This window comes from Chryseobacterium caseinilyticum, from assembly GCF_014837145.1.
GTDB classification, from domain to species: Bacteria; Bacteroidota; Bacteroidia; order Flavobacteriales; family Weeksellaceae; genus Chryseobacterium; species Chryseobacterium caseinilyticum.
This window is the reverse complement of record NZ_JACYFS010000006.1, coordinates 62,806-89,486: the sequence shown is the minus strand read 5'-3', so window position 1 is coordinate 89,486 and position 26,681 is coordinate 62,806. Positions and strand designations below refer to the sequence as shown.

At 36.3% G+C, this 26,681-nt stretch carries 15 protein-coding genes and 1 tRNA gene; 7 read left to right on the top strand and 9 right to left on the bottom strand.

Annotated elements, in window-relative coordinates; all coding sequences use genetic code 11:
- Positions 1-18 precede the first annotated feature (18 nt).
- The 3 genes from IC610_RS16140 to IC610_RS16130 are packed head-to-tail and all read right to left on the bottom strand — an operon-like array spanning position 19 to position 2,177.
- A complete protein-coding gene (locus tag IC610_RS16140) occupies positions 19-663 on the bottom strand; it encodes a hypothetical protein (RefSeq protein ID WP_191737768.1) in 645 nt (214 codons plus the stop codon).
- A gap of 56 nt (positions 664-719) precedes the next feature.
- A complete protein-coding gene (gene arfB, locus IC610_RS16135; RefSeq protein ID WP_191737767.1) occupies positions 720-1,112 on the bottom strand; it encodes an alternative ribosome rescue aminoacyl-tRNA hydrolase ArfB in 393 nt (130 codons plus the stop codon).
- A gap of 33 nt (positions 1,113-1,145) precedes the next feature.
- Positions 1,146-2,177 (bottom strand): AMP-binding protein, encoded by a 1,032-nt coding sequence (locus tag IC610_RS16130; RefSeq protein ID WP_191737766.1) that lies wholly within the window; start codon positions 2,175-2,177, stop codon positions 1,146-1,148.
- A gap of 99 nt (positions 2,178-2,276) precedes the next feature.
- Here IC610_RS16130 and IC610_RS16125 point away from each other — a divergent pair.
- The 4 genes from IC610_RS16125 to IC610_RS16110 all read left to right on the top strand — a co-directional run bounded on the left by IC610_RS16125 (position 2,277) and on the right by IC610_RS16110 (position 11,551).
- Positions 2,277-2,347, top strand: a tRNA-Gln gene (locus IC610_RS16125).
- A gap of 405 nt (positions 2,348-2,752) precedes the next feature.
- Positions 2,753-7,792: a translocation/assembly module TamB domain-containing protein gene (locus IC610_RS16120; protein ID WP_191737765.1), complete on the top strand. Its 5,040-nt coding sequence runs from the start codon at positions 2,753-2,755 to the stop codon at positions 7,790-7,792.
- A gap of 93 nt (positions 7,793-7,885) precedes the next feature.
- The gene (gene tamL / locus IC610_RS16115) at positions 7,886-10,234 is read left to right on the top strand and encodes a translocation and assembly module lipoprotein TamL (RefSeq protein ID WP_191737764.1); all 2,349 of its coding nucleotides are present in this window, start codon (positions 7,886-7,888) and stop codon (positions 10,232-10,234) included.
- 384 nt (positions 10,235-10,618) lie between these two features.
- Positions 10,619-11,551 carry a YihY/virulence factor BrkB family protein gene (locus IC610_RS16110; protein WP_191737763.1) on the top strand — a complete coding sequence of 311 codons (933 nt, stop codon included), beginning with the start codon at positions 10,619-10,621 and terminating at the stop codon, positions 11,549-11,551.
- A gap of 39 nt (positions 11,552-11,590) precedes the next feature.
- Here the strand turns inward: IC610_RS16110 and argS are convergent, their stop codons facing one another.
- From argS to IC610_RS16095, 3 genes are all read right to left on the bottom strand, one after another.
- Positions 11,591-13,351 (bottom strand): arginine--tRNA ligase, encoded by a 1,761-nt coding sequence (gene argS / locus IC610_RS16105; protein ID WP_191737762.1) that lies wholly within the window; start codon positions 13,349-13,351, stop codon positions 11,591-11,593.
- Positions 13,352-13,434: 83 nt separating this feature from the next.
- On the bottom strand, positions 13,435-15,021 hold the full coding sequence (locus tag IC610_RS16100) for a SusD/RagB family nutrient-binding outer membrane lipoprotein (protein WP_191737761.1): 1,587 nt from the start codon (positions 15,019-15,021) through the stop codon (positions 13,435-13,437).
- Between the two features lie 11 nt (positions 15,022-15,032).
- Positions 15,033-18,020 carry a SusC/RagA family TonB-linked outer membrane protein gene (locus IC610_RS16095; protein ID WP_191737760.1) on the bottom strand — a complete coding sequence of 996 codons (2,988 nt, stop codon included), beginning with the start codon at positions 18,018-18,020 and terminating at the stop codon, positions 15,033-15,035.
- Between the two features lie 207 nt (positions 18,021-18,227).
- Here IC610_RS16095 and IC610_RS16090 point away from each other — a divergent pair, with 207 nt between their 5' ends.
- On the top strand, positions 18,228-18,812 hold the full coding sequence (locus IC610_RS16090) for a ribonuclease HII (protein WP_191737759.1): 585 nt from the start codon (positions 18,228-18,230) through the stop codon (positions 18,810-18,812).
- Between the two features lie 122 nt (positions 18,813-18,934).
- Here IC610_RS16090 and yidC read toward each other — a convergent pair whose 3' ends face one another.
- From yidC to IC610_RS16075, 3 genes are all read right to left on the bottom strand, one after another.
- The gene (gene yidC / locus IC610_RS16085; protein WP_191737758.1) at positions 18,935-20,734 is read right to left on the bottom strand and encodes a membrane protein insertase YidC; all 1,800 of its coding nucleotides are present in this window, start codon (positions 20,732-20,734) and stop codon (positions 18,935-18,937) included.
- A gap of 178 nt (positions 20,735-20,912) precedes the next feature.
- The gene (locus tag IC610_RS16080) at positions 20,913-22,520 is read right to left on the bottom strand and encodes a CTP synthase (protein ID WP_056084152.1); all 1,608 of its coding nucleotides are present in this window, start codon (positions 22,518-22,520) and stop codon (positions 20,913-20,915) included.
- Positions 22,521-22,663: 143 nt separating this feature from the next.
- Positions 22,664-23,233, bottom strand: a complete 570-nt coding sequence (locus IC610_RS16075) for a YceI family protein (RefSeq protein ID WP_191737757.1) — start codon at positions 23,231-23,233, stop codon at positions 22,664-22,666.
- A 269-nt stretch (positions 23,234-23,502) separates the two neighbouring features.
- On the opposite strand from IC610_RS16075, the gene radA reads away from it, so the two are divergent.
- Both radA and IC610_RS16065 read left to right on the top strand, forming a co-directional pair.
- Positions 23,503-24,852, top strand: a complete 1,350-nt coding sequence (radA, locus tag IC610_RS16070; RefSeq protein WP_191737756.1) for a DNA repair protein RadA — start codon at positions 23,503-23,505, stop codon at positions 24,850-24,852.
- Between the two features lie 171 nt (positions 24,853-25,023).
- Positions 25,024-26,463 carry a zinc-dependent metalloprotease gene (locus tag IC610_RS16065; RefSeq protein WP_191737755.1) on the top strand — a complete coding sequence of 480 codons (1,440 nt, stop codon included), beginning with the start codon at positions 25,024-25,026 and terminating at the stop codon, positions 26,461-26,463.
- The last annotated feature ends 218 nt before the right edge of the window (positions 26,464-26,681 follow it).

Here is a 26,681-nt window from a genome sequence, read left to right as displayed (position 1 = left end):
TTTTTTGCAAAGATAAAACTAAAAACGGAAAGTAGCGGCAGCACTTAAAGAAAGTCGTGACAATCCTTCTTTTTGGTCTTCTTCAAATGTTATTTTTTGCCCGTTGAATGTCATGCTTGATAAAGTTCCTCCAGAAAGACCGACTTTTGGCCCGATCAGAATATTCTTGTGAATCTGATATTGGTATGCAAAATCAACTTCCGCACCCAAACTTGCACCTTTCCCTCTCACATTTCCCGTTTTTGTGGTGTATGTAATGGCTCCAAGCGCTGCATCCAAGATGAATTTATGTTTTGTGCCTTCTTCAAAATTTGTTACTGAAAATAAAGGTCCATAGAAATTGATTGCATCATTAGTCGTTACGCTTGCACTTGCAATATTTCCCATATTGTCGATTACGCTAAGTCTTCCGCTGTGAGAAGCACTGTAATTTGAATATTTAAACCCAATATTAAATCCGTTTTTTACTTCATAACGCAAGGCAACATCGAAATTCATCCCACTTTTCAGACCTTTCGCGTAAGCTTTTTCCTGAGGGCTGAAGTTATCCGGAATTTTGTTGACTCTCCATGCATAGCCGACAGAAGGAGTTAAAGATATTTTCTGAGCGAAAGAAAGCGCGGAAACCGACAGCATAGCTGTTACCAATAAATTTTTAATCATGATGGAATATTTCCGCAAAAATAAACCTTTTCCTTAAATAGAGAATTAACTAATAATTAAAATTTAAACCGTCTGTTTTCTTTTTTGCTGGAATGCTGTTTTTTCTGCTCAATACGTTTCTCCACAGAAGATCTGGTCGGTTTTGTCTTTGCCCTGAATTTTGGAATTATTAAAGCTTTGTCTACCAATTCCAGAATTTTCTCAATGGCGATTTTCTTATTTTGAAGCTGCGTTCTACTCTCAGAAACCGTTAAAAATAAAAATCCTTCCAGATTAATTCTGTTTTTAAGTTTTTCTGAGATTAAATCTTTTTGTCTTTCATTGAAAAACTCAGAATCTGAAACTTTCCATGTGACAGTAACAGAAGTTTCCACTTTATTCACGTTTTGTCCGCCCGCACCACTGCTTCGGGAAGTTTTAAAATTCAGTTCTTTGCTAAAATCTTTCATGCTTTGGATGCTGGATGTTTGATGCTGGAAGTTTTAAATGCCGCTTATCAAATTTAGTAATTCTTTACGGTTTACTTTCCCGTTGGGCGTTCTGGGAATTTTCTTAACAAAGATCGTCTCTTTCGGCTTATGGAAAGATTTTTTAAATTTGAGATTTGAGATTTGAGATTTGACCTCTTCATCCTGAAAACCCTCAATTACCAAAACTAATTTCTGTCCCAAAATATCATCCGGAATTCCAAGAAAAACCGCTTCGTTGGGAATTTCTTTTTTTACTAAAGATTCTAATTGTTCGGGGAAAATCTTTGCTCCGCCGGAATTGATTACGTTGTCAATTCTTCCTAAATATTTAAACTGATGACCGTTAAAAATTTCCACAAGATCATTGGTCTGCAAAAGTTCAGAATTTAATTTCGGCGCCAATATTTTCAGACAGTTTCTGTCATCCACTGAAATTTCTACACCATCCAAAACAGTAAAATACTCATTTTGTTTCGGAAAAATTTCCTTCAAAGCAATGTGGGAAAGCGTTTCAGACATTCCGTAAGTTTCGTAAATTTTTGTTTGGGAGTTGGAGGATTTAAGAGTTTGACAGAGTTTGTTTTTTAAACTTTCAGAAACCGCAGCACCACCAATAATAAGATTTCTGATGAAATGAATTTTATCTAAAGAATTTTCAACCTGTAAAGGAGTCATTGCGCAAAAACCGGTTTCTTCGCTTAAATCTTCCAGAGGTGTTATGGAAGGATTTTTAATATTCAAATTTAATTTTCTCTGAAAAGCCCTCACCACCATCATTTTACCGGAAATATACTCTACAGGCAGGCAGATCAAAGCTGAATCACCCTGTTTTAAATTCAAAAAATCGCAGGTCATTTTCGCCGAATTGAGCATCTTCTGCTTTTCAATTTCAAAAACTTTCGGAACACCTGTAGAACCGGAAGTCTGCACTTTTACAGTTTCCGCAGACGATAACCACTCTTTAATAAAAAAAATAACTTTATTTTCAAACTCTGTTTGAGGGTGTAATTTATTAATTTCGAGATTATTGAAGTTGATCAGCATAGTTCCGGCGTTTTAAATCTACTGTAAATTTAAAAAAAATAAAAAAAATGATTTGCAGATAACGAAAAAAGTTTTAAATTTGCATCACCAAAATAAAACAGACCTATAGTGTAACGGTAACACTCCGGTTTTTGGTACCGTCATTCGGGGTTCGAATCCCTGTGGGTCTACAAACCACTCTTTCTCAAAGAGTGGTTTTTGTTTTATTTAACCTAAGAAAAAAGGAGGATTATTGACACGATTTTTGCGAAAGTGCAGTTACAGTTTTCTTTTTAAGTCATCTTCAAAATTAAAATTAATTCTTACAACTTCATTTTACGGCCTTGTGTTTGCTTTTCTGTTAATGGATTATCCATGGGCAGTAATTTTTGGAAGTATTTAAAGAATTTCCAAGTCCCCAACACTAAATCTTTGACTAACTTCAAAATAATTTTGAAGTACCACATTTCATTTTCACTCAATTTTTGTGATTAAACCATCGTTAATTCACGGTTTTTTCATTTAAAATGGCGTAATCATTGCAGTAGGAATTAACTATAACATTTTTGAGTGTTAAATCTCCTAAACCCACGCCTTTGAAACTAAAATTAAACTACCGAAAACTCTTCAAACGTATCGGAATATTCATTATTTCGATTATTTTACTGATCACAATACTTCTGTTGAGTTTAAGACTACCGGCTGTTCAAAACTACATAAAAGACAAACTAATCGTTTATCTCGAGAAGAAAATAAAGACCAAAGTAAGCCTAGACAGAGTCTATGTCGGTTTCCCCAACAGTTTGGTCATTGAAAACCTTTATTTAAAGGGACAAAACATTGATACTCTTCTGGCTGTAAGAAAATTTGATGTTGGCTTAGATATGTGGCAATTGATCAAATCTAAAGCAGATATTACATCCGTTGATCTTGAAGGCGTCCGCGCTAATGTTGTAAGAGATCCCAAAGGAAAATTCAATTTTGACTATATTATTGATGCGTTTGCAACTTCTGATAAAGAACAGGAGCAGAAGCCTTCAAAACCTTTCATTATTTCATTAGATAAAATTAAATTAAAAGATATTGGGATAACGTTTAATGATCAGCAGTCCCGAAATGATATCAAGGTTTATTTTAATTCATTCGACACAAGAGTAAAAACATTTGATCTTCAGAATAACAATTATGCCGTTAACGACATTAATCTTGATGGTTTAAAATTAAAACTGAAACAGGATCTGGTAGAAGAAGTGGCCAAAAATGTTGAAGAAAAAGTAGATTCTTTGAATCAGAAAAAGCCGATGAAATTGGGCTTGAACGGAATCAAACTGACCAATTTCGATATCGATTATGGTGATGATAATTCAAAGACTTTTGCTAAAGTTTTGTTTAAAGAATTAAGCACAAAAGTAAACAGTATCGACCTTGAAAATAACGATTACAATGTTGGAAATATTTATCTGAGACAGGCGAACATTAATGCCAATCTATTCCTGCCAACAGAAAATGCCAATGCAAAAAAGGATACTCAACCTGAAGTTTCTAAAGTTTCCGTGAAGGAAAAAGCGATGAAAGTGATTTTAGGAAAACTCCTTTTGGATGATGTGAAAGTGGCATACAACAACACTGCAGTCGCTCCTACCCGATCTGGAATGGACTTCAACCACTTAAATTTTGCTAAATTAAATCTTGACGTCCGCAATTTTAAAATGGAAAACAACGGTTTTGCAGGCTCTGTGAAATCAGCGGAAATACAGGAAGCGCGAGGCCTAAATGTACAGAAATTCAATACCGATTTTGTCTACGGTGAAAAACAGGCTTACCTGAAAAACCTCTATTTACAGACTCCGAAAACGATCTTGAGAGATGAAGTTGTTTTAAATTATAACTCAATTGAGCAGTTATCTTCCAATTTGGGAGCAGTACAGATTTCAACCGATATCCGCGATTCTAAAATTGGTTTTTCTGATATCTTAAATTTGGTTCCGACGTTGAGAAATACAGCGCCATTCAATAAATATCCGAATGCAACTTTAAATGTCAACGCATTTATCAGAGGGACTGTAAATGATCTTGCGATTCAGAATCTGAAAGTTTCAGGTTTGGATCAGCTGAAAGTTTTGGCTTCCGGGAAGATCAAAAATGCGATGAATCCGGATCAGTTGTATTATGATCTTAATGTTGCGGAATTATCTTCTTCATCAAAAACAATCTATAATTTAGTTCCGAAGAATACGATTCCAAATAATATTACGCTGCCATCTTTCTTCACGGTTCGTGGGACTGCGAAGGGCACGACTCAACTGGTGGATACCAATTTACGTCTGACTTCCACTTTAGGAAACGCAGCAATTATCGCCAAAGCAGATTTACGCAGAAAAAACAGAGAAACTTTTGATGTAAAAGCCAATCTTCAAAGTCTGCAGATTGGAAAACTGATTCAGAATAAAGATTTGGGAAGCATCACTGCGCAAATTAATGCCAAAGGACAAGGTTTTGATCCTAAAACGATGTCTGCGGTTCTGTCAGGCGATGTGAGATCGGCGAGCTACAACGGCTACACCTATCAGAATATGAATTTGAAAGGAAAAATCAACCGTGGCGTTTATGATATTGACCTGAATTCAAAAGATCCTAATGCCAATTTACATCTTGCGGCTTCAGGAGTTTTCAACGACAATCCGTCGGTGAAAGTAAATGGAAATATCAACAAATTAGATTTAAACAAACTCGGATTCTACAGCTCGCCAATGATTATTGCAGGAGCGATTGACGGTGATTTTAAAACTTTAGATCCTGATAATCTGAATGGATATTTAAATTTAAAAGATTTTGCAATCTCCGATACGAAGGAAGTTTATCCAATTCAGGAAGTGAATTTACTGGCGGTTTCTACAGCAGATTCTACGCAAATTAAATTCAATTCTCAGATTGCTGATGTTGAACTGAACGGAAAATATAAACTGACACAGATTTTTGGAGCATTAACGCAGACCATTAATCAGTATTATCAGTTTCAAAAACCGTCGGCTGCTCAGAAAGTTGACGCAGGACAGTTTTTTACTTTTAATGCTAAAATTAAAAATGATGATCTGATCAGAAAATTTGTTCCAGAACTGAAAGGTTTTGAGACCATTAATATCAACGGAAATTACAATGCCGATTCTCAGCAAATCCTTTTGGACGCGCAAATTCCGCAGATTTTATATGGAACCAATACTTTAGAAAATACAAGCTTAAAAATTACTAACGAAAATCAGGCATTACAATATGATTTGAGTGTGGCATCATTAGCCAGCGAAAGTTTTGCTCTGAAAAAAGTCAATATCAACGGCGATGTTGCTGAAAATGTGATCAATTATAACATTACAACGAAAGATGATAAAGATGAAACGCAGTTCCTGATTGCCGGAAATGCGAAGTCGATGAACGACATCACTGAAATTTCCTTAAATCCAAACGGTTTAAAACTGAATTATATGGATTGGACGGTTGCTGAAAATAACAAAATTTCCATTTTCAGTCAGGGAATTGTGGCGGATAATTTCACCCTTTCCAATTCGGGAGCAGAAATTTCTTTACAGTCTGAAAGCAGTTCTCCAAGCAGTCCGCTGAATGTTTCATTAAAGGATTTTAAAATCGAAACAATTACGGAAATCATTAAAAAAGATTCTCTTTTAGCCAAAGGAACCATTAACGGAACCGCTCAGCTGAGAGATTTAACGAAAAATATGACCTTCACTTCAGATATTGATGTGACAGATTTGTTTGTCTTCGGAAGTCCGGTTGGAAATTTAGATATTAAAGTCAATAACCAGTCTGCAAACCTTTTGAATGCTGATATTGCACTTTCCGGAAACAATAATGATGTGAAAATCTTGGGTAATTACAATACTTCTTCCAGCAGTTTTGATTTGAATTTAAATATGAATCAGCTTCAGATGAAAACATTACAGGGTTTCACGGCAAACGCTATTACAAATACTGAAGGTTATCTTTCGGGAGATTTAAAAATTACCGGAACGACCACTGCACCAAAGATTTTGGGCGATGTGAAAATGAATAATGTCGGATTGATGATTGCCCAGACAGGAAGTGATTTCAGGGGAATTAATGATAAAATTGGATTTACCAACCGGGGCATTGAGTTTGACGACTTCAAAATTAAAGACAAAGACGGCAATTCATTAAATATCGACGGACAGGTTCTTACACAGACCTACAGAGATTTTGCTTTCAATCTTGATTTGGATGCTAAAGATTTCAAAGTGGTAAATTCAGAGAAATCCAACGATGCAATGATGTACGGGATCTTAGCGATTGATGCGGCATTGAAGGTAAGAGGAAATCTAGACTTACCAAAAGTTGACGGAAGACTGGCGGTTTCAGAAACAACAGATTTCACATTTGTACTTCCTCAATCAAGCCCTTCTTTGCAGGAAAGAGACGGAATTGTAGAGTTTATTGACCAGGATCAGATTGCTTTAAACAAAACCATTACTGCAGATTCTGTAAAAGCTGAAAGCCCGATTAAAGGCTTGGACGTTAACGTAAATATTGAACTGAGCAAGGAAGCAAAAATGTCGATTGTGATTGACAAAGCGGCCGGAGATTTTGTTAAACTTCAGGGTGAAGCTGATCTGACGGGTGGTATTGATCCATCAGGAAAGGTAACTTTGGTCGGTGTTTATGCTGTAGAACAGGGAAGCTACGAAATGTCGGTAAGTGTTTTGAAGAGAAAATTTGACATCCAAAAGGGAAGTACAATTACATGGACCGGCGAACCGACCACGGCCAATCTTGATATTACGGCAATCTATAAAACGCAGACCGCACCGATTGATCTGGTGGAACAACAGGTCGATCAGGCAAATCTGAACCAGTATAAACAGAGAATTCCTTTCAATACTTTATTGATTTTGAAAGGTGAATTGTTGAAACCTGAAATTTCATTCGATATTACAACAGATGAAAAGAATAATGCTGTTTCTTCTGAAGTAACCCAAACGATCGATGGAAAACTGGCGCAATTGAGACAGGATCCGAATGAGATGAATAAGCAGGTTTTTGCTTTGCTTCTACTGAACAGATTTATCGGTGAGAATCCTTTCGAAAGCAACTCAGGGGTTTCTGCAGAGACGATGGCAAGACAGAGTGTGAGTAAAATTCTTTCTCAGCAGCTGAATAATTTAGCCGGAGATTTAATCAAAGGAGTTGACCTGAATTTTGATCTGGAATCAACTGAAGACTACTCCACTGGTACACAGAATACCAGAACCGATCTGAATGTTGGTTTGAGCAAAAGATTACTGAACGACCGACTGAAAGTTTCTGTGGGAAGTAATTTTGGTGTGGAAGGTGAAGCAAGACCGGATGAAAACACAACGAATATCGCCGGAGATGTACAGATAGATTACGCCCTTTCAAGAGACGGAAGATATACGCTGCGAGCATACCGTAAAAACGAATATCAGGTAGCGCTTCAGGGGCAAATCGTGGAAACGGGACTTGGTTTTGTGATAACGTTAGACTATGATAAATTCAGAGACATTTTCAGAAAATCGAGAAACAACCGTAACCGGGAAGGCGTTCAGAATAAAAGAAATAAAGACAAAGAGGTCGTAGAATTCAAATAATTTTTTACTGTTAAGCTTGGAAAAACGTTTAAAAACATTTTATCCAAAACAGAATTTTTAAAAATTGACCTGTGAAAAGACAAGTATTAAAACATGAAAAACAAACTCAATATATACTGTAAATATTTTTTGGTTTCAGGAATGACTGCGACAATAGTTTCCTGCAGCAACACCAAATTTCTAAAAGACGGCCAGCTTCTTTACACAGGAGCAGAAGTAAAGATAGAAAGTGATTCGCTGACCAAGAAGGAAAAATCTGCGCTGGAATCTGCTTTAGAAGAAAATCTTACTCCAAAACCGAACTCCTCTTTTTTAGGTTTAAGACCAAAACTTTACGCTTACAATGCTACAAAAGAACCGAAGAAAGAAAAAGGTTTGAGATACTGGCTTAAATATAAATTCGGAGAGGAACCGGTGTTATTGGGTGATGTTGACCGTGAATTTAATAAAGACATTATCGTTAATTATTCCGAGAACAAGGGCTACTTTAATGCTAAAGCAAAGTACGATACTGTTTCAAAAAATAAGAAAGCTCAGGTTATTTACACGTTGAATCCCGGTGGAAGATATTTAATCAGCAATGTTAAATTCCCTGCCGACTCAAGTCTGATCAATCGCGAGATTCAGATTTTAAAGGAGAAAACATTGCTGAAAGCCGGAAATCCTTTTGACCTTGATGTTATAAAAGCGGAAAGACAGAGAATTGATGACGGTTTGAAAGACAAAGGTTTCTATTACTTCAATCCTGACAACATTATCGTTCAGGCCGACAGTACCGTCAGCAAAAACCATAAAGTAGAGATGATTGTCAAGTTAAAAGACAACACTCCGAAACTCGCGACCGAGCAATTTACTATTGACAAAGTGGTGGTTTTCCCGAATTATAATCTCCGAGATGCGAAAAAAGGATTGTACAATATTCCGATGAGCGAAGATTCTTTGAAAGGATACGAGTACAATGATATTTATGTCGTAGACCCTAAAAAGAAATTCAAACCGAGAATGTTTGACCGTGCCCTGTATTTTGACAAGGGTGATATTTACAACAGAAAAGATCACAATTTATCGCTCAACCGACTGATCAGTTTGGGTGTTTTTAAATTTGTGAAAAATGAATTTGTGGTTTCAGATTCTTTAAATCATAAGTTCGATGCATATTATGTTTTAACACCGAGAGAACTTCAGTCTTTACGTCTTGAAGCTCTGGGAAGAACCAACTCTGCCAATTATGCAGGTAGCGAACTGAATTTAAACTGGACTCAGAGAAATTTCTTCCGTGGAGCAGAACAGTTTAAAGCTTCTGTTTATGGTGCTTTTGATGTTCAGATCGGCGGACCTGCAGAAGCCGAAAACATTTTCAGAGCGGGAGCTAACGCACAGCTTTCAATTCCGAGAATTGTGGCACCATTTAGATTTAATTCTTCGAGTGCCTTTGTCCCGAGAACCAATATTAAACTGGGATATGAGTTTCAAAACCGAACGACTTTATACACTTTGAACACATTCAATGCAACGTTTGGATATCAGTGGAAAGAAAATGTAAGAAAAGAGCACGAACTTAATGTGATTGATATTTCATACATCGACCCTGCAAATGAAACACCGAAATTTTTGGCACTTAAAGCGAACAATCCGTATCTTCAAAGAATTACCGATCAACAACTTATTTTCGGACCAACATACTCCTACACTTATTCTACCACGATGCTTCCGCAAAGAAACACTTTCTATTACAAAGGAATGCTTGATTTGGCTGGGAATATTACAGGTCTTATTACGGGAGCCAATGAGAAAGAAGGAAAACAGAAAAATATTTTTGGAGTTCCTTTCAGTCAGTACGCAAAAATTGAAAACGATGTCCGTTTTTACCATAAATTTACTGAGAAAACATCACTGGCAACAAGACTTATTGCCGGAGTTGCCCTTCCTTACGGAAATTCGAAATACATCCCTTTTTCAAAACAGTTTTTTGTGGGCGGAAGTAACAGCATCAGAGCTTTCAGAGCAAGAACTTTAGGCCCTGGAAGTTTCGATCCGAGAGGTGCTAATAATACCAGAGCAGTTTTTGATCAGGCAGGTGACATAAAATTGGAGATGAATGCAGAATACAGAGCCAATTTATATAAATTTTTAAATGTTGCAGCATTTGTGGATGCCGGAAATATCTGGTTGATCAACGATGAATTCAATGAAGCAGGAGAAAACATTAGACCAGGTGGAAAATTCTCAAAGGATTTTCTCAGCGAAGTTGCAGTTGGAGCCGGAGTCGGTTTGAGATTAGACTTTTCAATATTAATTTTAAGACTCGACCTGGCAATGCCATTGAGAGTTCCTTATTACGAAAAAGGTGACCGATGGGTTTTAGACAGGGTGAAATTTGGCGAAGGAAGCTGGAGAAGAGACAATTTAATTTTAAATATTGCGATCGGATATCCATTCTAAGTGGCTTTTGGCTGATAGCAATTGGCTATTGTCTTTTGATTGTATATAACTTCAATATGTTAAAAATATCAGTAGGAACGGGCTTTAGCCCGTTTTTTTTATTTAGAATTTGGGAGGCTTTAGCCAAAACCAACTTAGATAATGTTTAAAATTGAGTCATAGTGACCAAATTATTTTGTTCATCTTATCAGATTTTAGTAAATATTCAATCTTGAAGTTGAAAAAGAATGAACTGAGCTGAAACTGTATTTACATAAAATATTTTCACTGAAAAAAATAAGAATTTCCTTTAAGGAATAGTCTTTGCCTTAATCATACCGATCATTTTTTTTCATTCTGAAAATTTTGATTCTAAACCAAATCAAACTTTTAAACATTCAAATTATGCTAAAAGAACTAAAATTTTTCTGGGAAACCGTCAAAGAAACATTTACTGAGTACAATAGTTCATCTGCTTCCAATGATTCAGCGAGTTTGGCTTATTATGCTATTTTTTCAATTCCTGGATTGTTGATTATTATCATTTGGCTTGCAGGATATTTCTTTGGTGAAGATGCAATTCGTGGGCAGATAAGTACTCAAATCAGTGGAATGATGGGTGCTGACGCAGCAAAAAGCGTGGAAGAAATGATTGCCGGAGCGCTTATCGATAAAGAAAATATTATTATGAAAATTGTTGGTATCGGATCGTTGGTTTTTGGTGCAACAACATTATTTTTTCAGTTACAGAGATCATTAAATAATCTTTGGGATGTGGAAGCTGCGCCTAAAAAGGCCTTGGTAAAATTTTTATTGGACAGAGCGAACTCTTTAGGAATGATTCTTATTTTAGGGTTTTTGCTTGTTATAACTATGGTTCTAACTTTAGTAATCAGTATCTTAAATGATTTTATTGCCAGAACAATTGGTTTGGAAACGTACTATATTATCGAAATTATCAACTTCACAGTAGGCTTTGGAGTGACGACATTGTTGTTTGCATTGATGTATAAAGTGTTACCTGACGTAGAAATCAGCTGGAAATCAGTTTGGAAAGGAGCTATGTTGACTTCTGTATTGTTTACTTTAGGGAAATTCTTACTGAGTCTATACTTCAGCGAATTTAAACCAACTTCAGCATTTGGTACCGCTGGAACCGTCATTTTGGTAATGCTTTGGATCAATTATTCCTGTCTTATGATTTTCTTCGGCGCTGAATTTACAAAAGTGTATACATACAAAAAAGGTTACAGAATAGCTCCATCAAAACACGCCAAATGGAGCAGCGCAAAATTATATAAAGACAGCCAAGTCAAAAATGAAACTCCAGCTGTTTAATCATAAAAAAGCCTCTCAGAAATCCTGAGAGGCTTTTGTTTACATTCTGTTAACGGTTTCTATTCCTAGAAGTGACAGAGATTTCTTTATGGTTAATGCTGTGAGATTGGATAAATTTAAACGGAACTGTTTCAAATTTTCATCTTCAAGCTTTAAAATAATATTGCTCTGATAAAATGAATTGTACGTTTTCACCAAATCGTAAAGATAATTCGCAATCAAAGCCGGACTTAATGATTCAGCTGCTCTTTCAACAACAGGTTTATAGTTTGCCAACTGCATAATTAATTCTTTTTCATGCTGATTTAATTCTACATCAGTAACTGTCTTGTTCATGTAGTTCGCTTTAATCAACAGTGAATGAATACGGGCATAAGTGTATAAGATGAATGGCCCTGTATTTCCGTTAAAATCTATACTTTCTTCAGGATTGAAAAGCATTTTTTTCTTTGGGTCAACCTTCAGCATGAAATACTTCAGTGCTCCCATCCCGATATTTTCGTAATTGATATTCTTTTCCTCTTCTGTAAAATTTTCAAGTTTCCCTAACTCTTCAGATTTAGATTTAGCAATATCAAACATGTCCTGCATCAATTCATCTGCGTCAACTACAGTTCCTTCACGCGATTTCATTTTCCCGTTCGGTAGCTCGACCATTCCATACGATAAGTGGTACAACTGATCTGCCCATTCGTATCCAAGCTTTTTTAAAACTTTAAATAAAACCTGGAAATGATAATCCTGCTCGTTTCCTACCGTATAAATTAATTTCTGAAGATTATTTTCTTTAAAACGTTCTACAGCCGTCCCCAAATCCTGAGTCATGTACACAGAAGTTCCGTCTGAACGAAGCAACAATTTCTGATCTAAACCTTCATCCGTCAGATCACACCATACCGAACCATCTTCTTTCTGATACAGAACACCTTTATCCAAGCCTTCCTGAATAAGATCTTTTCCTAAAATATAAGTATTGCTTTCGTACTGAACCTGATCAAAATCTACCCCAAGTCTTTTATACGTTTCACCGAAACCTTTATAAACCCACGAGTTCATTTCGGTCCAGAGATTTCTTACTTTTTCGTCTCCATTTTCCCAATCGAGAAGCATTCGTTGAGCTTCTTTCATTAAAGGAGCATCTTTTTTAGCCTGATCTTCGGAAACTCCCTGCTCAACTAAAGCTGCAATCTCTTTTTTATATTCCTGATCAAATTTCACATAATAGTTTCCTACAAACTTATCTCCTTTCACATGATCAGTTTCCGGAGTTTCGCCTTTACCAAATTTCTCCCAAGCCAACATCGACTTGCAGATATGAATTCCTCTGTCGTTGATAATCTGGCTTTTAATCACATCGTAACCGGCTTCCTCAAGAATCTGAGCTACAGAAAAACCTAACAGATTATTTCTGATATGCCCTAAGTGAAGCGGCTTGTTGGTATTCGGTGAAGAATATTCAACCATTACAGTTTCATTTTTCTTTTCAATATTCGAAAATTGGTCTGAAACGGTCTTAAACTGATCAATAAAAAACTGATTTTTAACTTTTACATTTAAAAATCCCTTCACCACATTGAAGCTTTCCAGCAATTCAGTCTGCTCGGTTAATGCCTGACCCAATTCAACGCCAATACCTTCCGGACTTTTCTTCAGTTGCTTCACTAGAGGAAAAGTAACGATGGTAAAATCACCTTCAAACTCAGTTTTATTCTCCTGAATTTCAAGTTTTATATCTTTTAGCTGATAGACATTAAGAATTACCTCTGCCAGCTTTTGTTCTATGATATTTTTAATATTCATTATTTATCGTTTGAAATACAAATATACGGAAATAAAAAAACCGCCCGAAGGCGGTTTATAGTATAATAATTTAAATTTATAAATTACTTCATCCAGAATGGAGAGTACTGATTAACTGAATACATATCATCAATACTAGGATTTGGAACATTCGCTGTATTAGAAATATACTCAGATTGAGCATACATCAGCCTGTTCGGTCTTCTTGGATAAAAAGCTCCCAATGGCATTGGCAATTGCGGGAATCCTGTTTTGTTGTAACTAATAAAAGTTTCTGTTGGATTAATATGTGTTAGTGCAATCCATTTTTGATATTGAATAGCTTCTATCTTATTGGTAGTTGCAGCCCAACCCATTCCTGGCTTAGCAGCAATTGCAGCAAGATAAGCAGGACCAGCAGCACTGCCAAATGTTGTGAAAGACTGAGTAATCCCGTCATTAAATGAAGTCTGAGCATTAAACAACATTGTAGTAGGATATACAAGAGCAGCTTCAGCCTGTAAGAATCTAACTTCAGATAAAGTTAATACATAACCAGGAGTAGTAGCTGACGAGCTGTTGTACAACATAAATAAACCTAACATTGCGAAATCACCTTCTTCTGCACCAGCTTCCTGAAGCGCTCCCTGTACCTGACCTTTGTATGACCCTATAGCTTGGGAAGGTGCACTAAGAGCTTGACCAATAAACAATCTCTGAATTCTACCGTCAATAACGCCGGCAGTAAGAGGTGTTTGACCGGTTAATGTTTTAATAATGTGATCTGAAGCGAATGTTTGTCTCCAGGTAGGATTTAAATCATTAACATCAATATCAACTCTACCGTAAGCCTGATAGAATGGATTTCTTTGTGAAGCAGCACCAGTATTATATCCAGGATCAATTCTTACGTCAGCAGTAATAAAATTAGCAGCATTTGAAGTCAATGAAGACATCGCCTGTAATTCTGCATTTCTCCAAGAAATAACCTCAGGATCTGTAATCTTAGAAAGTCTTACTAACATCTTAAGTCTCACTGTATTTGCCATTTTTGTCCAATTACTCATATCAGCTGATGTAGCCTTAAAGATTGGATCTTCAGCAGCAGCCAAAGCAAAAGTTGAATTTTGAGGAGTTTGCGCAATTAAAACCTTTGCTTGATCTAATTCGGCCAGTAAACCTTTATAAACATCCTTACCTTTATCATACTTAGGATTTTTTAAGACCTGTCCTTTAAATGCTTGGCTGTACGGAACATCATTATAAAGATCCACAATCATTTGCATGTAATATGCTTTCATAATCTTTGCAATCGCTACATGATGTGGGAAACTCGCAGCTCTCGGATTATCAATAATAGACTGATAATTTGCTACACCCAAATATAAGTTATCCCAGATTTCATCATAGAACTGAGTATCAGCTCTCATTTTGAACTCGTCACCGTAAGGAGAAGCGTAGAAATAAACATTACCTCCCCAAGCGTTCATCATAAGATTTCCAAAACGGTTCATTGTAGTAGAATATGTTCTGTAAACCTCATGCTCTGCAGCAGCCAATCTATCTTTTGGTGAAGTCTGATCAGCATACTGCTGATTGACATTTTCATTAACATCTAAGAACTCATCGCTGCAAGAGTTGAAAAACGTCAGCAATGTCATTCCTAAAATTGGTATTAATATCTTTTTCATTATTGATTTATTTAAAAATTAATTGTCGTAGTAAAACCTACCGTTCTCGTTGATGGATATTGGTTTGAGTTTGTCAATCCACTGATATTTCCTGTAGTGAAAGATGCTTCCGGATCTGCATAACCTTTATTTTCTTTTGCAAATTTATAGAATGGATTTCTTGCATATACACTGAAGCTTAAACCTGTAAGTCCGATTGATCTGGCAGTATCACCATTAAGCGCATAAGATAATCCCAATTCTCTTACTCTGAAAGCAGTACCGCTAAGAATAAAGTTTTCACCTACTCTTGAATATACACTTCCGTAGTAATCAGGTAAACCTTCGTAAGAATCTCCTCCTGATTTTATTGAGGTATTTGCAACATATTGACCAGATGCAGCATCAAGATAAACAGAATTTGGAATGATATATCCACCTTGAGTTCTGTCATAAGATGCTGATTGCTCTAGCTGTCCACTAAATGCCATACTCTGCATTGCACCTGAGTAAATTACACCTCCATTTCTATAATCTAATACAGCATATAAACCGAAGTTTTTATATTTAAAGTTAGTATTAAACATCAAAGTATAATTTGGTGTTACACGTCCGAAATTTACATAGTTATTAGTAATGTAAGGATTTCCGTTATCAGGATTAATGATAATTCTACCCTGCTCATCTCTCATGTATGCAGTAGCTTTCAGCATAGGAAATTCTTCACCTTTTATAGCAAAAATCCCTGCGTATCCACCAGTTGAAAGGTTCACCTCGTCTTGACCGTTAGCAAGTTCCAATACTTTTGTTCTGTTGATTGACCACGCAAGGTTGAAATCCCATGTAAAATCACTCGATTTAATTGGAGTAGCTCCAAGAGTAACTTCCATACCTTTGTTTCGGATATCACCGACGTTAACTGGTGTGAATCTTATACCAGAAGCACTAGATGTGGTTTGGTTTGTGATCAAATCTTTTGTTGTCTGCAAATAAGCGCTCGCATCAAGGGTAAGTCTGTTTTTGAAGAAACCTAATCCAACACTTACTTCCTCACTGCTCACAATCTCCGGTCTGATGTTAGTATCTGTAGGAGTTCTGTTATCAATAAAGCTTAATTGTCCCGCAGCCCCGAATGGAAACCCTGGAGCCAAAGTTACCGTGTTTTCAATTGCAAAGATATTTACAGGATCGTTACCTACCTGCGTATGAGAAGCTTTCACAACAAATCTGCTGATTGTATTACTCTCAACATTGAAAGCTTTTAACGGCATGAAAGATACACCACCTGAATAGTAAAAATAGTCAGGATTACTTCCAATATTTTGATCTGAATGAAGAAGTTTAGAAGAATTTTCATATCTTGCTGTAGCATTTACAAATAAATAATCTTTATAAGCTAAATCTAAGTTTGCAAAAAATGCATATCTTCTGTCAATAAACCTATTGTTATTAAGGTTATAAGGGATTGTTAAGTTCGTAAGATTCCAATATTGGTATAATCCCGGAATTCTAAGCCCTGTACCACTTACAGAAGTGATTTTAGATTGAGTCTGTTGCACGTTATGTCCCACAGTTAATTTAAAATCTAAATTATCTGTAAGATCATAATTGATATTCGCCATTAAATCATTATAGAAGTATCTGTTTACAGAATTTGACTGTGACAATGACGATGTAACGGCTGAAACAGCTGGCGTAATAACAGGAACTGCAAGACTCGCAGCGTATCCATTATTATAGTTCAGCACATCTGTAGAAGTTAACTGTGCAGATGCATTATTTACAATGGAAATATGTTCGTTAAATTTATAACCAAGTGAGAACGTACCATTCATGATGTCAATCTTTGAACTGTTTCTCACATTTTTTATTGTCCAGTATGGATTCTTATAATATTTGCTCCATCCATATACCTGAGGACTGTTTTCAAATTCAGTAATAGGAATCTCACTCGATGTCTGAAGTACATCACCGTAAAGATCTGAAGACGTTGTAGAAACAGAGCGGTTAATATACGTAACTGATCCATCAAAAGATAGTTTACCCATTTTAAACCCTCCGTTCACAGCAACCGATGTTTTCTTTAATTTGTCATCCGCAACAATAAATTCTCTGTCTTGACGGTTGATTGACAAACCTGCGTAAGCATCTGAATTACCACCTGTAACTGTTAAACTATTGTTAAGATTTAATCCGGTTTGGAAAAACTCTTTTACATTATTTTTTCTTGGAGAGTAAGGTGCAAAAACAGAAGCTGCTGCATCCTGTGCAGGCACATCGCCATCAGGATTAACAGATATAATTCCATCACCATTAACATCATAGAAAGGTACTCCAATAGCTACCGTCTGACCAGCGTATGCAGGATCCGAAAAAGCCGGCCCCCAAGCTCCGTTCTCAACGTGAATTCTATCCCCGAACCATCCTTGTCCATATTGTTTCTGAATATGTGGGGTAAATAATACATTATCAAATTCAACGTTACTGTTGAAATTCACCCTTGCTTTTCTGGAACCACTACCTTTTTTAGTTGTTACAATAATAGCCCCATTCACACCTTGAGATCCATAAAGCGCTGCTCCTTGTAAACCTAATAATGTTGTTACTGATTCAATCATATCAGCAGGTAATGACTGAAGTATGGTCTGTGTTGATATAACACCGTCAATAACAACTAATGGTGAAGTACCTCCCGTTAATGTTCTACTACCTCTGATTTTAATATCATACGTTCCATCAACTCCACTATTTGTTTTATTGATTGTAAGACCTGGAACTTTACTTGCTAATGCTGCAATCGCATTCGGTGCTGCTGCCTGAACTAGCTTGTCTTTACCAACAACTGTAGCTGTTGAGGTCTGAGCATCAAGTTTCATCTTTCTGTTCATAGCTCCAGTCATTACTACTTCACCAATTTCTGTTACTTTTGGAATTGTATCATTAGTCCCTTGCTGAGCGTTAACTAAAGCTAAAGAAGATGATAAAACTACCAGTAGTACACTTGCTGTTAATTTCTTCATATTTAAATTGATTATTTTTTACTAAATGCAAATATGTGAAACTTTCTTAAATTAAACAAATGTTTTGTTAAAAATATTTAACACAACGTGCAGATATTATAATAATTACAAATTTTTTACAAATATACTGTCAAAGTGTTATCATTTTTATGATTTTAATAATAAAGAAATTGATTATATATTTGCACATACAATAAAGTTGTGTTAATGAATCAATTGATTAAAAAGTATTCTCAATATGTAGAAGCCGGTTGCGATGAAGTCGGAAGAGGTTGCCTGTGCGGACCGGTAGTAGCTGCAGCAGTGATCATTGATGATACTTTCGAGCAGAATTTAATTGATGATTCTAAAAAGCTGAATTTTAAAACAAGGCTTGAACTTGATTCTTATATAAAGGATCATGTAAAATGCTACGCTATTCATGAACTTCCTCCATCGCATATAGATGAATATAACATTCTAAATTCCAGCATTCATGCCATGCATGGGGCTTTAGATAAATTAACAATCAGACCTGAGTTTATTTTGGTGGATGGCAATAGATTTCATCCCTACAACTTTATTCCGCACGAATGTATTGTAAAAGGAGATTCAAAAATACTGGCGATTGCTGCCGCATCTGTTTTAGCAAAAAATTACCGGGACCGACTGATGATGGAACTACATCATGAATTTCCGGAATACGGCTGGAATACCAACTTTGGATATGCTACAAAACACCATCAGCAGGCACTTGTACAGCATGGCCCCACGATACATCACAGACAGTCTTTCAGGTTGAAGTATGACTGAATTTAATATGAACTTAATATTAACAAATTATTAAGCCAAAAAATATTATTTGAAACTGATCTAAATAAAAAAGGGAAGCATTTACTATGCTTCCCTTTATATTTTACAGTACCAGATTACTGTTATTTTCTGTTTGATTTCTGCTGACCCTGAGCTTTTTGCTGCTCCTGAGCCTTCTCCATCATTTCCCTCATTCTTTTCTGAAACTTGCTTTCGGTTTTCGGCTTTTCCTTGTTAGCCTGAATCTGTGCATGAATTTTCTTTTCATCTAAAATCAGGTATTTAATCACCAAAATAATTAAAATGTTAATTGCATTGGATACGAAATAGTACCATGATAAACCTGAAGCAGATGTGTTAAGGAAGAACAGGAATGTAATTGGGAAGATGTACATCAATACTTTCATATTCGGCATACCTTCCTGCTGTGGCTGCTGCATGTTACCTGAAGTCATTACAGTATAAATCAAGATCACAACTGTACACGCGATAGCAAATACACTTATATGTTCTCCTAATAATGGCACATTGAACGGCAATTTAATCAAATCGTCGTAAGCTGTTAAGTCTTTTGCAAACCAGAAACCTTTTCCTCTCAAATCAATAAAGTTGGGGAAGAAACGGAATAACGCGTAGAAAATCGGAATCTGAACCAACGCCGGAAGACATCCCGCCATTTGGTTTACACCGGCTTTTCTGTAGATTTCCATTGTTGCCTGCTGCTTTTTCATTGGGTCCGCATCTTTCAGTTTGGCAGTTGCTTCGTCGATTTCCGGACGGATCACTCTCATCATTGCACTCAGCTTGTGCTGCTTGTACATGATTGGAGAAAGGATCAGCTTTACGATAATCGTCATCAGGAAAATTACCCAACCAGCAGACAATCCCCACTCTGCGATGAAATTGTACATCGGCATGAAGAAATAACGGTTCATCGCTCCGATAAATGACCATCCTAAAGGTAAAATCTCATCAAAATTTTTGTCGTAAGACTTTAACAATGGTAAATCCAACGGCATAAAATACCAAGTAAAATCCTGATTCAATTCACCACCATTCATTGCTACAAAACCTTCAAAATTCAGTTTTTTAAGATATTCTCCTTCGTCGATGGTTTCCTGATTTCCTTTGCTGTTGGTGAAACCTGTTTTAGATTCAATTACGGAAGAGAAAAACTGCTGCTTTACACCAATCCAGTTAAGGGTTTCTTCATCTTCAGACATATCTGTTCTCCCGTCATAGTCATAATCCTTGTAATTATTAAACGCGTATGAAAACTCTGAATGAGACTGCTCCTGTGCTCTACCCTTTTCAAGATTTCTTACATTGTAGTCCCAGATAAAATCTGCTTTGTTCTCAGAAGAAATTTTAGATAAACCCTGAGTTCTAACTTTAAAATCTACTGTATATTTAGGCAACAGCGTATAAACAAACTGAACAATGGCTCCGTTTAGATTAGCGGTCATCGTTGCTACATTGCCAGCAACTGAAGGAGTAAAAACTAAATCTTTAGTATTGATTAATTTCCCTGCTTTGTCTTTAAACTGAAAACCATAGTTTGAATTATTTTTTGTAATCAGATAAAGCGGAAGATCTGCAACGTCAGTCTTTTGGTTGTAAGCCTTGAATTTTGCAAGCTCCACTTTAGAAACCTGACCTCCCAGACTTGAGAATTCAATTTTAAGCTCATCATTGGCAAGATTTGCACTTTGAATTGCTCCCGGAGTTACATTAGAATTAATTTGAGCTGCCTGAGTCTGCTTCACAGCGCTTTTTACCTGTTGGGTTTTTTGCTGCTCAGCTTTTACGGTTTCTTCTTTCTGCTGTTTGTCTTGAAAATAAAACATAAAACCGAAAAGAATTAAACATAAAACAGAAAAACTAATCATCTGACTTTTATCGAGTCCTTTGTTCTGTTGCATTTTATATTGATTAAAATTTTTAAATTTAATGAAGAAGCAAATATGCCCCTTTTTAGAGTCGACAAAAATACTCTTTTTTTATCAAAACTCTATACTATAATATGTTACTATATAATAAACTCAGGCTGAGAATAATCAGTCTGAGTTTATCTATGACGTCTGTAATTTCAGAATTACTTTATTTTGCAGCACATGCTTTAATGAATGCTCTGAATAAAGGATGCGGACTTGCCACCGTACTCTTGTATTCCGGGTGATACTGTACCCCAACATAGAATGGGTGATCAGTCATTTCCAGTGCTTCTACCAGACCTGTTTCAGGGTTTGTGCCCGTTGCTGCAAAACCGTTATCTTCAAATTCTGCGATATAATCACTGTTGAATTCATATCTGTGGCGGTGTCTCTCAGAAATATGTTTGCTTCCGTAGATTTCATTTAATTTTGAACCGTTCTTCAATGAACATTTCCATGCTCCAAGACGCATTGTACCTCCTTTGTCTACAACATTTTTCTGTTCTTCCATCAAAGAAATTACAGGATGTTCTGTAGAAGTATCAAATTCCATTGAATTGGCTTTTGTATAACCTAAAACATTTCTTGCAAACTCAACAGTCATAATCTGCATTCCGAGACAAATTCCCAACATCGGAACTTTGTTTTCTCTTGCATACTGAGCGGTAAGAATTTTACCTTCAATACCTCTGTCACCAAATCCAGGTGCAACAAGGATTCCGCATACACCATCTAAACTGTCTTTGATGTTTTCTTTCGTCAAATCACCACTGTAAACCCATCTTATTTTCACTTCTGTTTCAAGATCAGCACCTGCATGCTTGAAAGCTTCTGCAATTGAAATATAAGAATCCTGAAGTGAAATATATTTTCCAACCAAGGCAATCTCAACAGTTTTCTTAGGATTCTGGAATTTTTTAAGGAACGTTTTCCAGTCTTTTAAATCTGCTTCTTTATCGCTTTTTAAATCTAATTCTTTAAGAACTACATCGTCAAAGTTCTGTTTCTGAAGGTACATCGGAACTTCGTAAATCGTTTCCAAATCTTTACATTCGATCACATTATCCAAAGGTACGTTACAGAACTGAGCCAGTTTTGCTCTCTGATCTTTAGGGATTTTATGCTCGGTACGGCAAACCAATACGTCAGCCATAATTCCGCTTTCCATCAGCTGACGGACAGAGTGCTGAGAAGGTTTTGTTTTCAATTCTCCGCTTGAAGCCAGATAAGGCAGCAAAGTCAGGTGAATCACCATAGAATTTTTCTCACCTAATTCCCATTTCAGCTGGCGTACAGTTTCAATGTAAGGCAAAGACTCTATATCTCCAACAGTTCCGCCGATTTCAGTAATGATGATATCGTAGTTCTGCTTGGAAAGAATTTTAATTCTGCGTTTGATTTCGTTCGTGATATGAGGAATTACCTGAACTGTTTTCCCAAGGAAGTCTCCTTTTCTTTCTTTTTCAATTACAGTCTGGTAAATTTTCCCTGTGGTAACGTTGTTGTTCTGAGAAGTCGGCGAGTCAAGATAACGCTCGTAGTGACCTAAATCCAGATCCGTCTCTGCACCATCTTCGGTCACGTAACATTCTCCGTGCTCATAAGGATTCAAAGTACCTGGATCGATATTAATATAAGGATCAAGCTTTTGAATTGTTACATTGAAGCCGCGTGATTTTAGCAGTAGACCAAGAGAAGCTGAAACGATTCCCTTTCCCAAAGATGAAGTTACACCTCCTGTCACAAAGATGTACTTTGTATTCTTTTTACTCATTAGATTAGGTTTGTGCAAAGTTAGGACAAAAAGAAAAGCAAAGCAATTTTGTTACACTTTAAAATACGAAATGAAACAAAAAAGGTTTCCAATACTGCTATTGAAAACCTTTACCCAAACCAAATTATATAATATGAAAACTATTATTTTTTTACTAATTCGAAGTATGCATTTACTTCAACTTCTTTTGCAACACCGGCTCCGGTAGGATCATATTTAATGTTGTAATCCAAACGGTTTACTTTAAATTTTGCCTGAATACCTGCAACTTCTTTTCCCTGCTGATTTTTTGTAATTCCTCCAAAAGTTACAGGAATACTCACTTCTTTTGAAACATCTTTGATAGTTAATTTACCTCTCAGTGTGTAGGAATTATCTTTTCCTTTTGTAACCGAAGCACTTTCAAAAGTCATTTCCGGAAATTTGTCTGCATCAAAAAAATCTGCAGTTCTTAAATGCTTGTCTCTCGGCTCTACTCCGGTATTCACAGATGCTGTATGCACTGTGAAGCTAAACTGAGCATTATCCAAATTGTTTCCTTCAGTTGTCACTTTTCCGTCAAACTTATCAAACCGGCCCTGTACAAAACTGATTCCCATGTGTTTGATATTAAAATTCACAGATGAATGCATCGGATCTACGGTCCATCCTGTCTGAGCAAAAGTGAACATGCTGACCAAAGCAAAAGCAAAACTTAACAGTATTTTTTTCATTTTTAAAAATTTATACCGACAAATGTACTATTAAGTTTCAGTACGAATCATTGACCTATGTTAAGATTTTCTCTTAGATGAAATTAATCGGTTTCCGAAATAAATCATAATCAATACAATGACAGAATTTAAATAGATAAGTAAGCTGACCTGAGAATCGTCACTCCTGCCAAAAGGACATCGAGACAAAAACCTGGGCACTTTTAAGCAAAACATTTTTCATCTCCTAAAATTAAGAAAATTTCAAAAAAAATCTTCAACTTCGCAGTATGGCAAAACTTAAAACAGCATATTTCTGTCAGAACTGCGGCTCACAATATCCACAGTGGACAGGTCAATGTAAAAACTGTCTTGAATGGAACACTCTGGTAGAAGAAATTGTAGAAAAAACCTCATCTAAAACTCCACCGTTTTCGAAATCAAAGCAACACGTCATCAACATCATCGAAGTTGAAGCCGTGGAAGAACCGAGGATAAAAACACCATCTGATGAGCTTAACCGCGTTTTGGGAGGAGGAATTGTTTTAGGCTCAGTCACTTTGATCGGTGGCGAACCCGGTATAGGCAAGTCTACTCTTCTCTTACAACTTGCCTTGAAGATGAAAAAGAAAATTTTCTACGTTTCAGGTGAAGAGAGTGCGTCCCAGATCAAGATGAGAGCCGACCGTTTGGCTGAAATCAAAAACCCGAACTGCTTTCTGTACACCGAAACTTCATTGGAGAAAATTCTTCATGAAGCCAAAAAACTGGAACCCGATTTTGTGATTATTGATTCCATTCAGACATTACAGTCTCAGCTGATTGAAAGTTCGCCGGGAACCGTTTCACAAATCAGAGAATGCTCCAATGAAATTATAAAATATGCCAAAGAAAACAATGTTCCTGTATTTTTAGTGGGTCACATCACAAAAGACGGGCAGATTGCCGGACCTAAAGTTCTGGAGCACATGGTTGACGTAGTCTTAAATTTCGATGGCGACAGAAATCATCTTTTCAGATTGTTGAGAGCCAACAAAAACCGTTTTGGATCGACGGCAGAAATTGGTATTTATGAAATGGTTTCACAAGGTTTAAAAGAGATTAAAAATCCTTCTGAAATCTTAATTACCAAAAAATCTGAAGAACTTTCCGGAAATTCAGTGGCCGTAACTTTGGAGGGAAACCGACCGATGCTTCTGGAAATTCAGGCGCTGGTAAGTACGGCTGTTTACGGAACTCCGCAAAGAAGCTGTACAGGTTTTGATTCTAAAAGACTGAATATGCTTCTGGCGGTTCTGGAAAAAAGAGCAGGCTTTCAGTTGGGTGCAAAAGACGTTTTCCTGAACATAACCGGCGGAATAAAAACAGACGATCCGGCTTTGGATTTAGCGGTTGTCGCTTCCATTCTTTCATCCAATGAAGATATTGCCATTTCAGAACATTACTGTTTCGCGGGAGAGATTGGTCTTAGCGGAGAAATCCGTCCGATTGCTCAGGCCGAACAGAGAATTACGGAAGCAGAAAAACTGGGTTACGAAAAGATTTTTATCTCAAATTTAAATAAACTTCCAAAGAAAAAATTCGGGATTAAAATTGAAGAAGTGAGCAAAGTTGAAGATTTTCATGAAAGGCTGTTTTAAATAGAATTTATCTTGAAATTGTGTTTTAAAAATATTACATTTACATGATAAAACTATTACACCCAGATGATTACAAAACTAAAAACCTGTTTATTGATGCTGTTTTGCAGCTCAATATTTTTCGCTCAAAACTTGATATTTCAAAATCCCATAAGTGAAATCAATCTCAATTTGGAGGAAAAAATCAATCCGCTTTTAGCTTCTACTTACGTTAAGTCAAAATATTATCAGCAGGGCTTGTTTGATCTTAAGTCTGATTTGGAAATTCCCCTTCCTGACGGCAGAAATATCAAGGCAAAGCTTTCAAAAACATTTATCTACACCAACAAAAGCAAATCGTATTCTTATACCGTTGAAAACGAGCCTAAATCTGAATTGGTTTTATCAACTTACGATGATGTAGTGACCGGAATGTACTCTTCAAATTTGGGTGAAAAAGTAATTTTCCATCAGATTAAAAGTAATTTATTCGCAGTTTCTTTAGTCAATGAAGCCAACCTGATTACTCAGGATTCAAAAAATGATTTTATCCTTAATGAGTCTTCAATACAGCAAAAACTCAATGCGGATGTATGTCTGCAATCTACGCCAATATGTACAGCCAGCAGAATAGACGTTTTGGTGGTCTACACTACTGCTGCAAAAACTGCCTGGGGAGGCACAGCACAAAGTAATTCTTTTATAGCAACAGCAATTACCAATTTTAATAATGCATTGCTAAATTCCGGAGTATCCAATGCTACAATTAATGTGGTTTATTCCGGAGAAATAGGCTATACAGAATCCGGAAGTCTAAGCACAGATTTGCCGAGATTCAGAAACAACAATGATGGTTTTATGGATGAAGTTCATAGTTTAAGATCAACTTATGGAGCAGATGTTTGTGCTTTGGTAACCTCTACTCCTACAAATACCTGCGGATTGGGTTATGTAAATACAGTACCCGGAAACTATAGTGCAAATGCAGCATTTTCTGCAACAGTTTTCAGCTGTGTGGTTTCAAACTACTCTATGGCTCACGAAATGGGCCACAATATGGGATTGAGGCATGACTGGTTCGTAGATACAGCTACTACACCATGCAGCAATCATCACGGATACGTCAACCGAACTGCCATAATATTAGGAGCAGCAAGTGTTTCATCCCAAAGATGGAGAACCATCATGGCATATAACGACGAGTGCTCAGGTAACGGTTTTAGCTGCAGCAGAATAAACCGATGGGCAAACCCAACTGTAAATTACAACTCCGAACCCACGGGAATTGCTTCAGGAAATCCAAATCCGTCTGACGAAGCCTTCGGTTTTGCACGTTTTGCCTGTGTGGTATCGCAGTTTATGCCTACGTCAAATCTGGGTACTTTTGAAATCAAAAATCAAAATATAAAAGATTTTACAATTTATCCCAATCCTGCGAAAGAAGAAATCAATATCTGGATTAAAAACGATGAAATCTATACCTTCAAAATAATCAATGTAGTTGGGCAAATTGTTTTAACATCAGACAAAAAAACCATCGATCTGAGAGGATTGCCTTCCGGAGATTATTTTCTGAGTGTTTTTACAGACAAAAATTCCTTCATCGGAAGCAAAAAGTTTATCATTAAATAGTTTTGTTTTAAAAATATCTATCATCTGAATAGATTTATTTGGAGGATTTGTTTTTATGCTTGTTTAAATTTTTGCTGTAGTCTTGAATATTAGATGCAGTAATCACGGAGAGAATGAATTTTATGCACATTGATTTCAAATAAAAAAGATTGATTAAATAAGTCTTCAGATTCAAAATACATTTTCATTTTCGGTTCAGTTTGACGCTGTAGTAATTG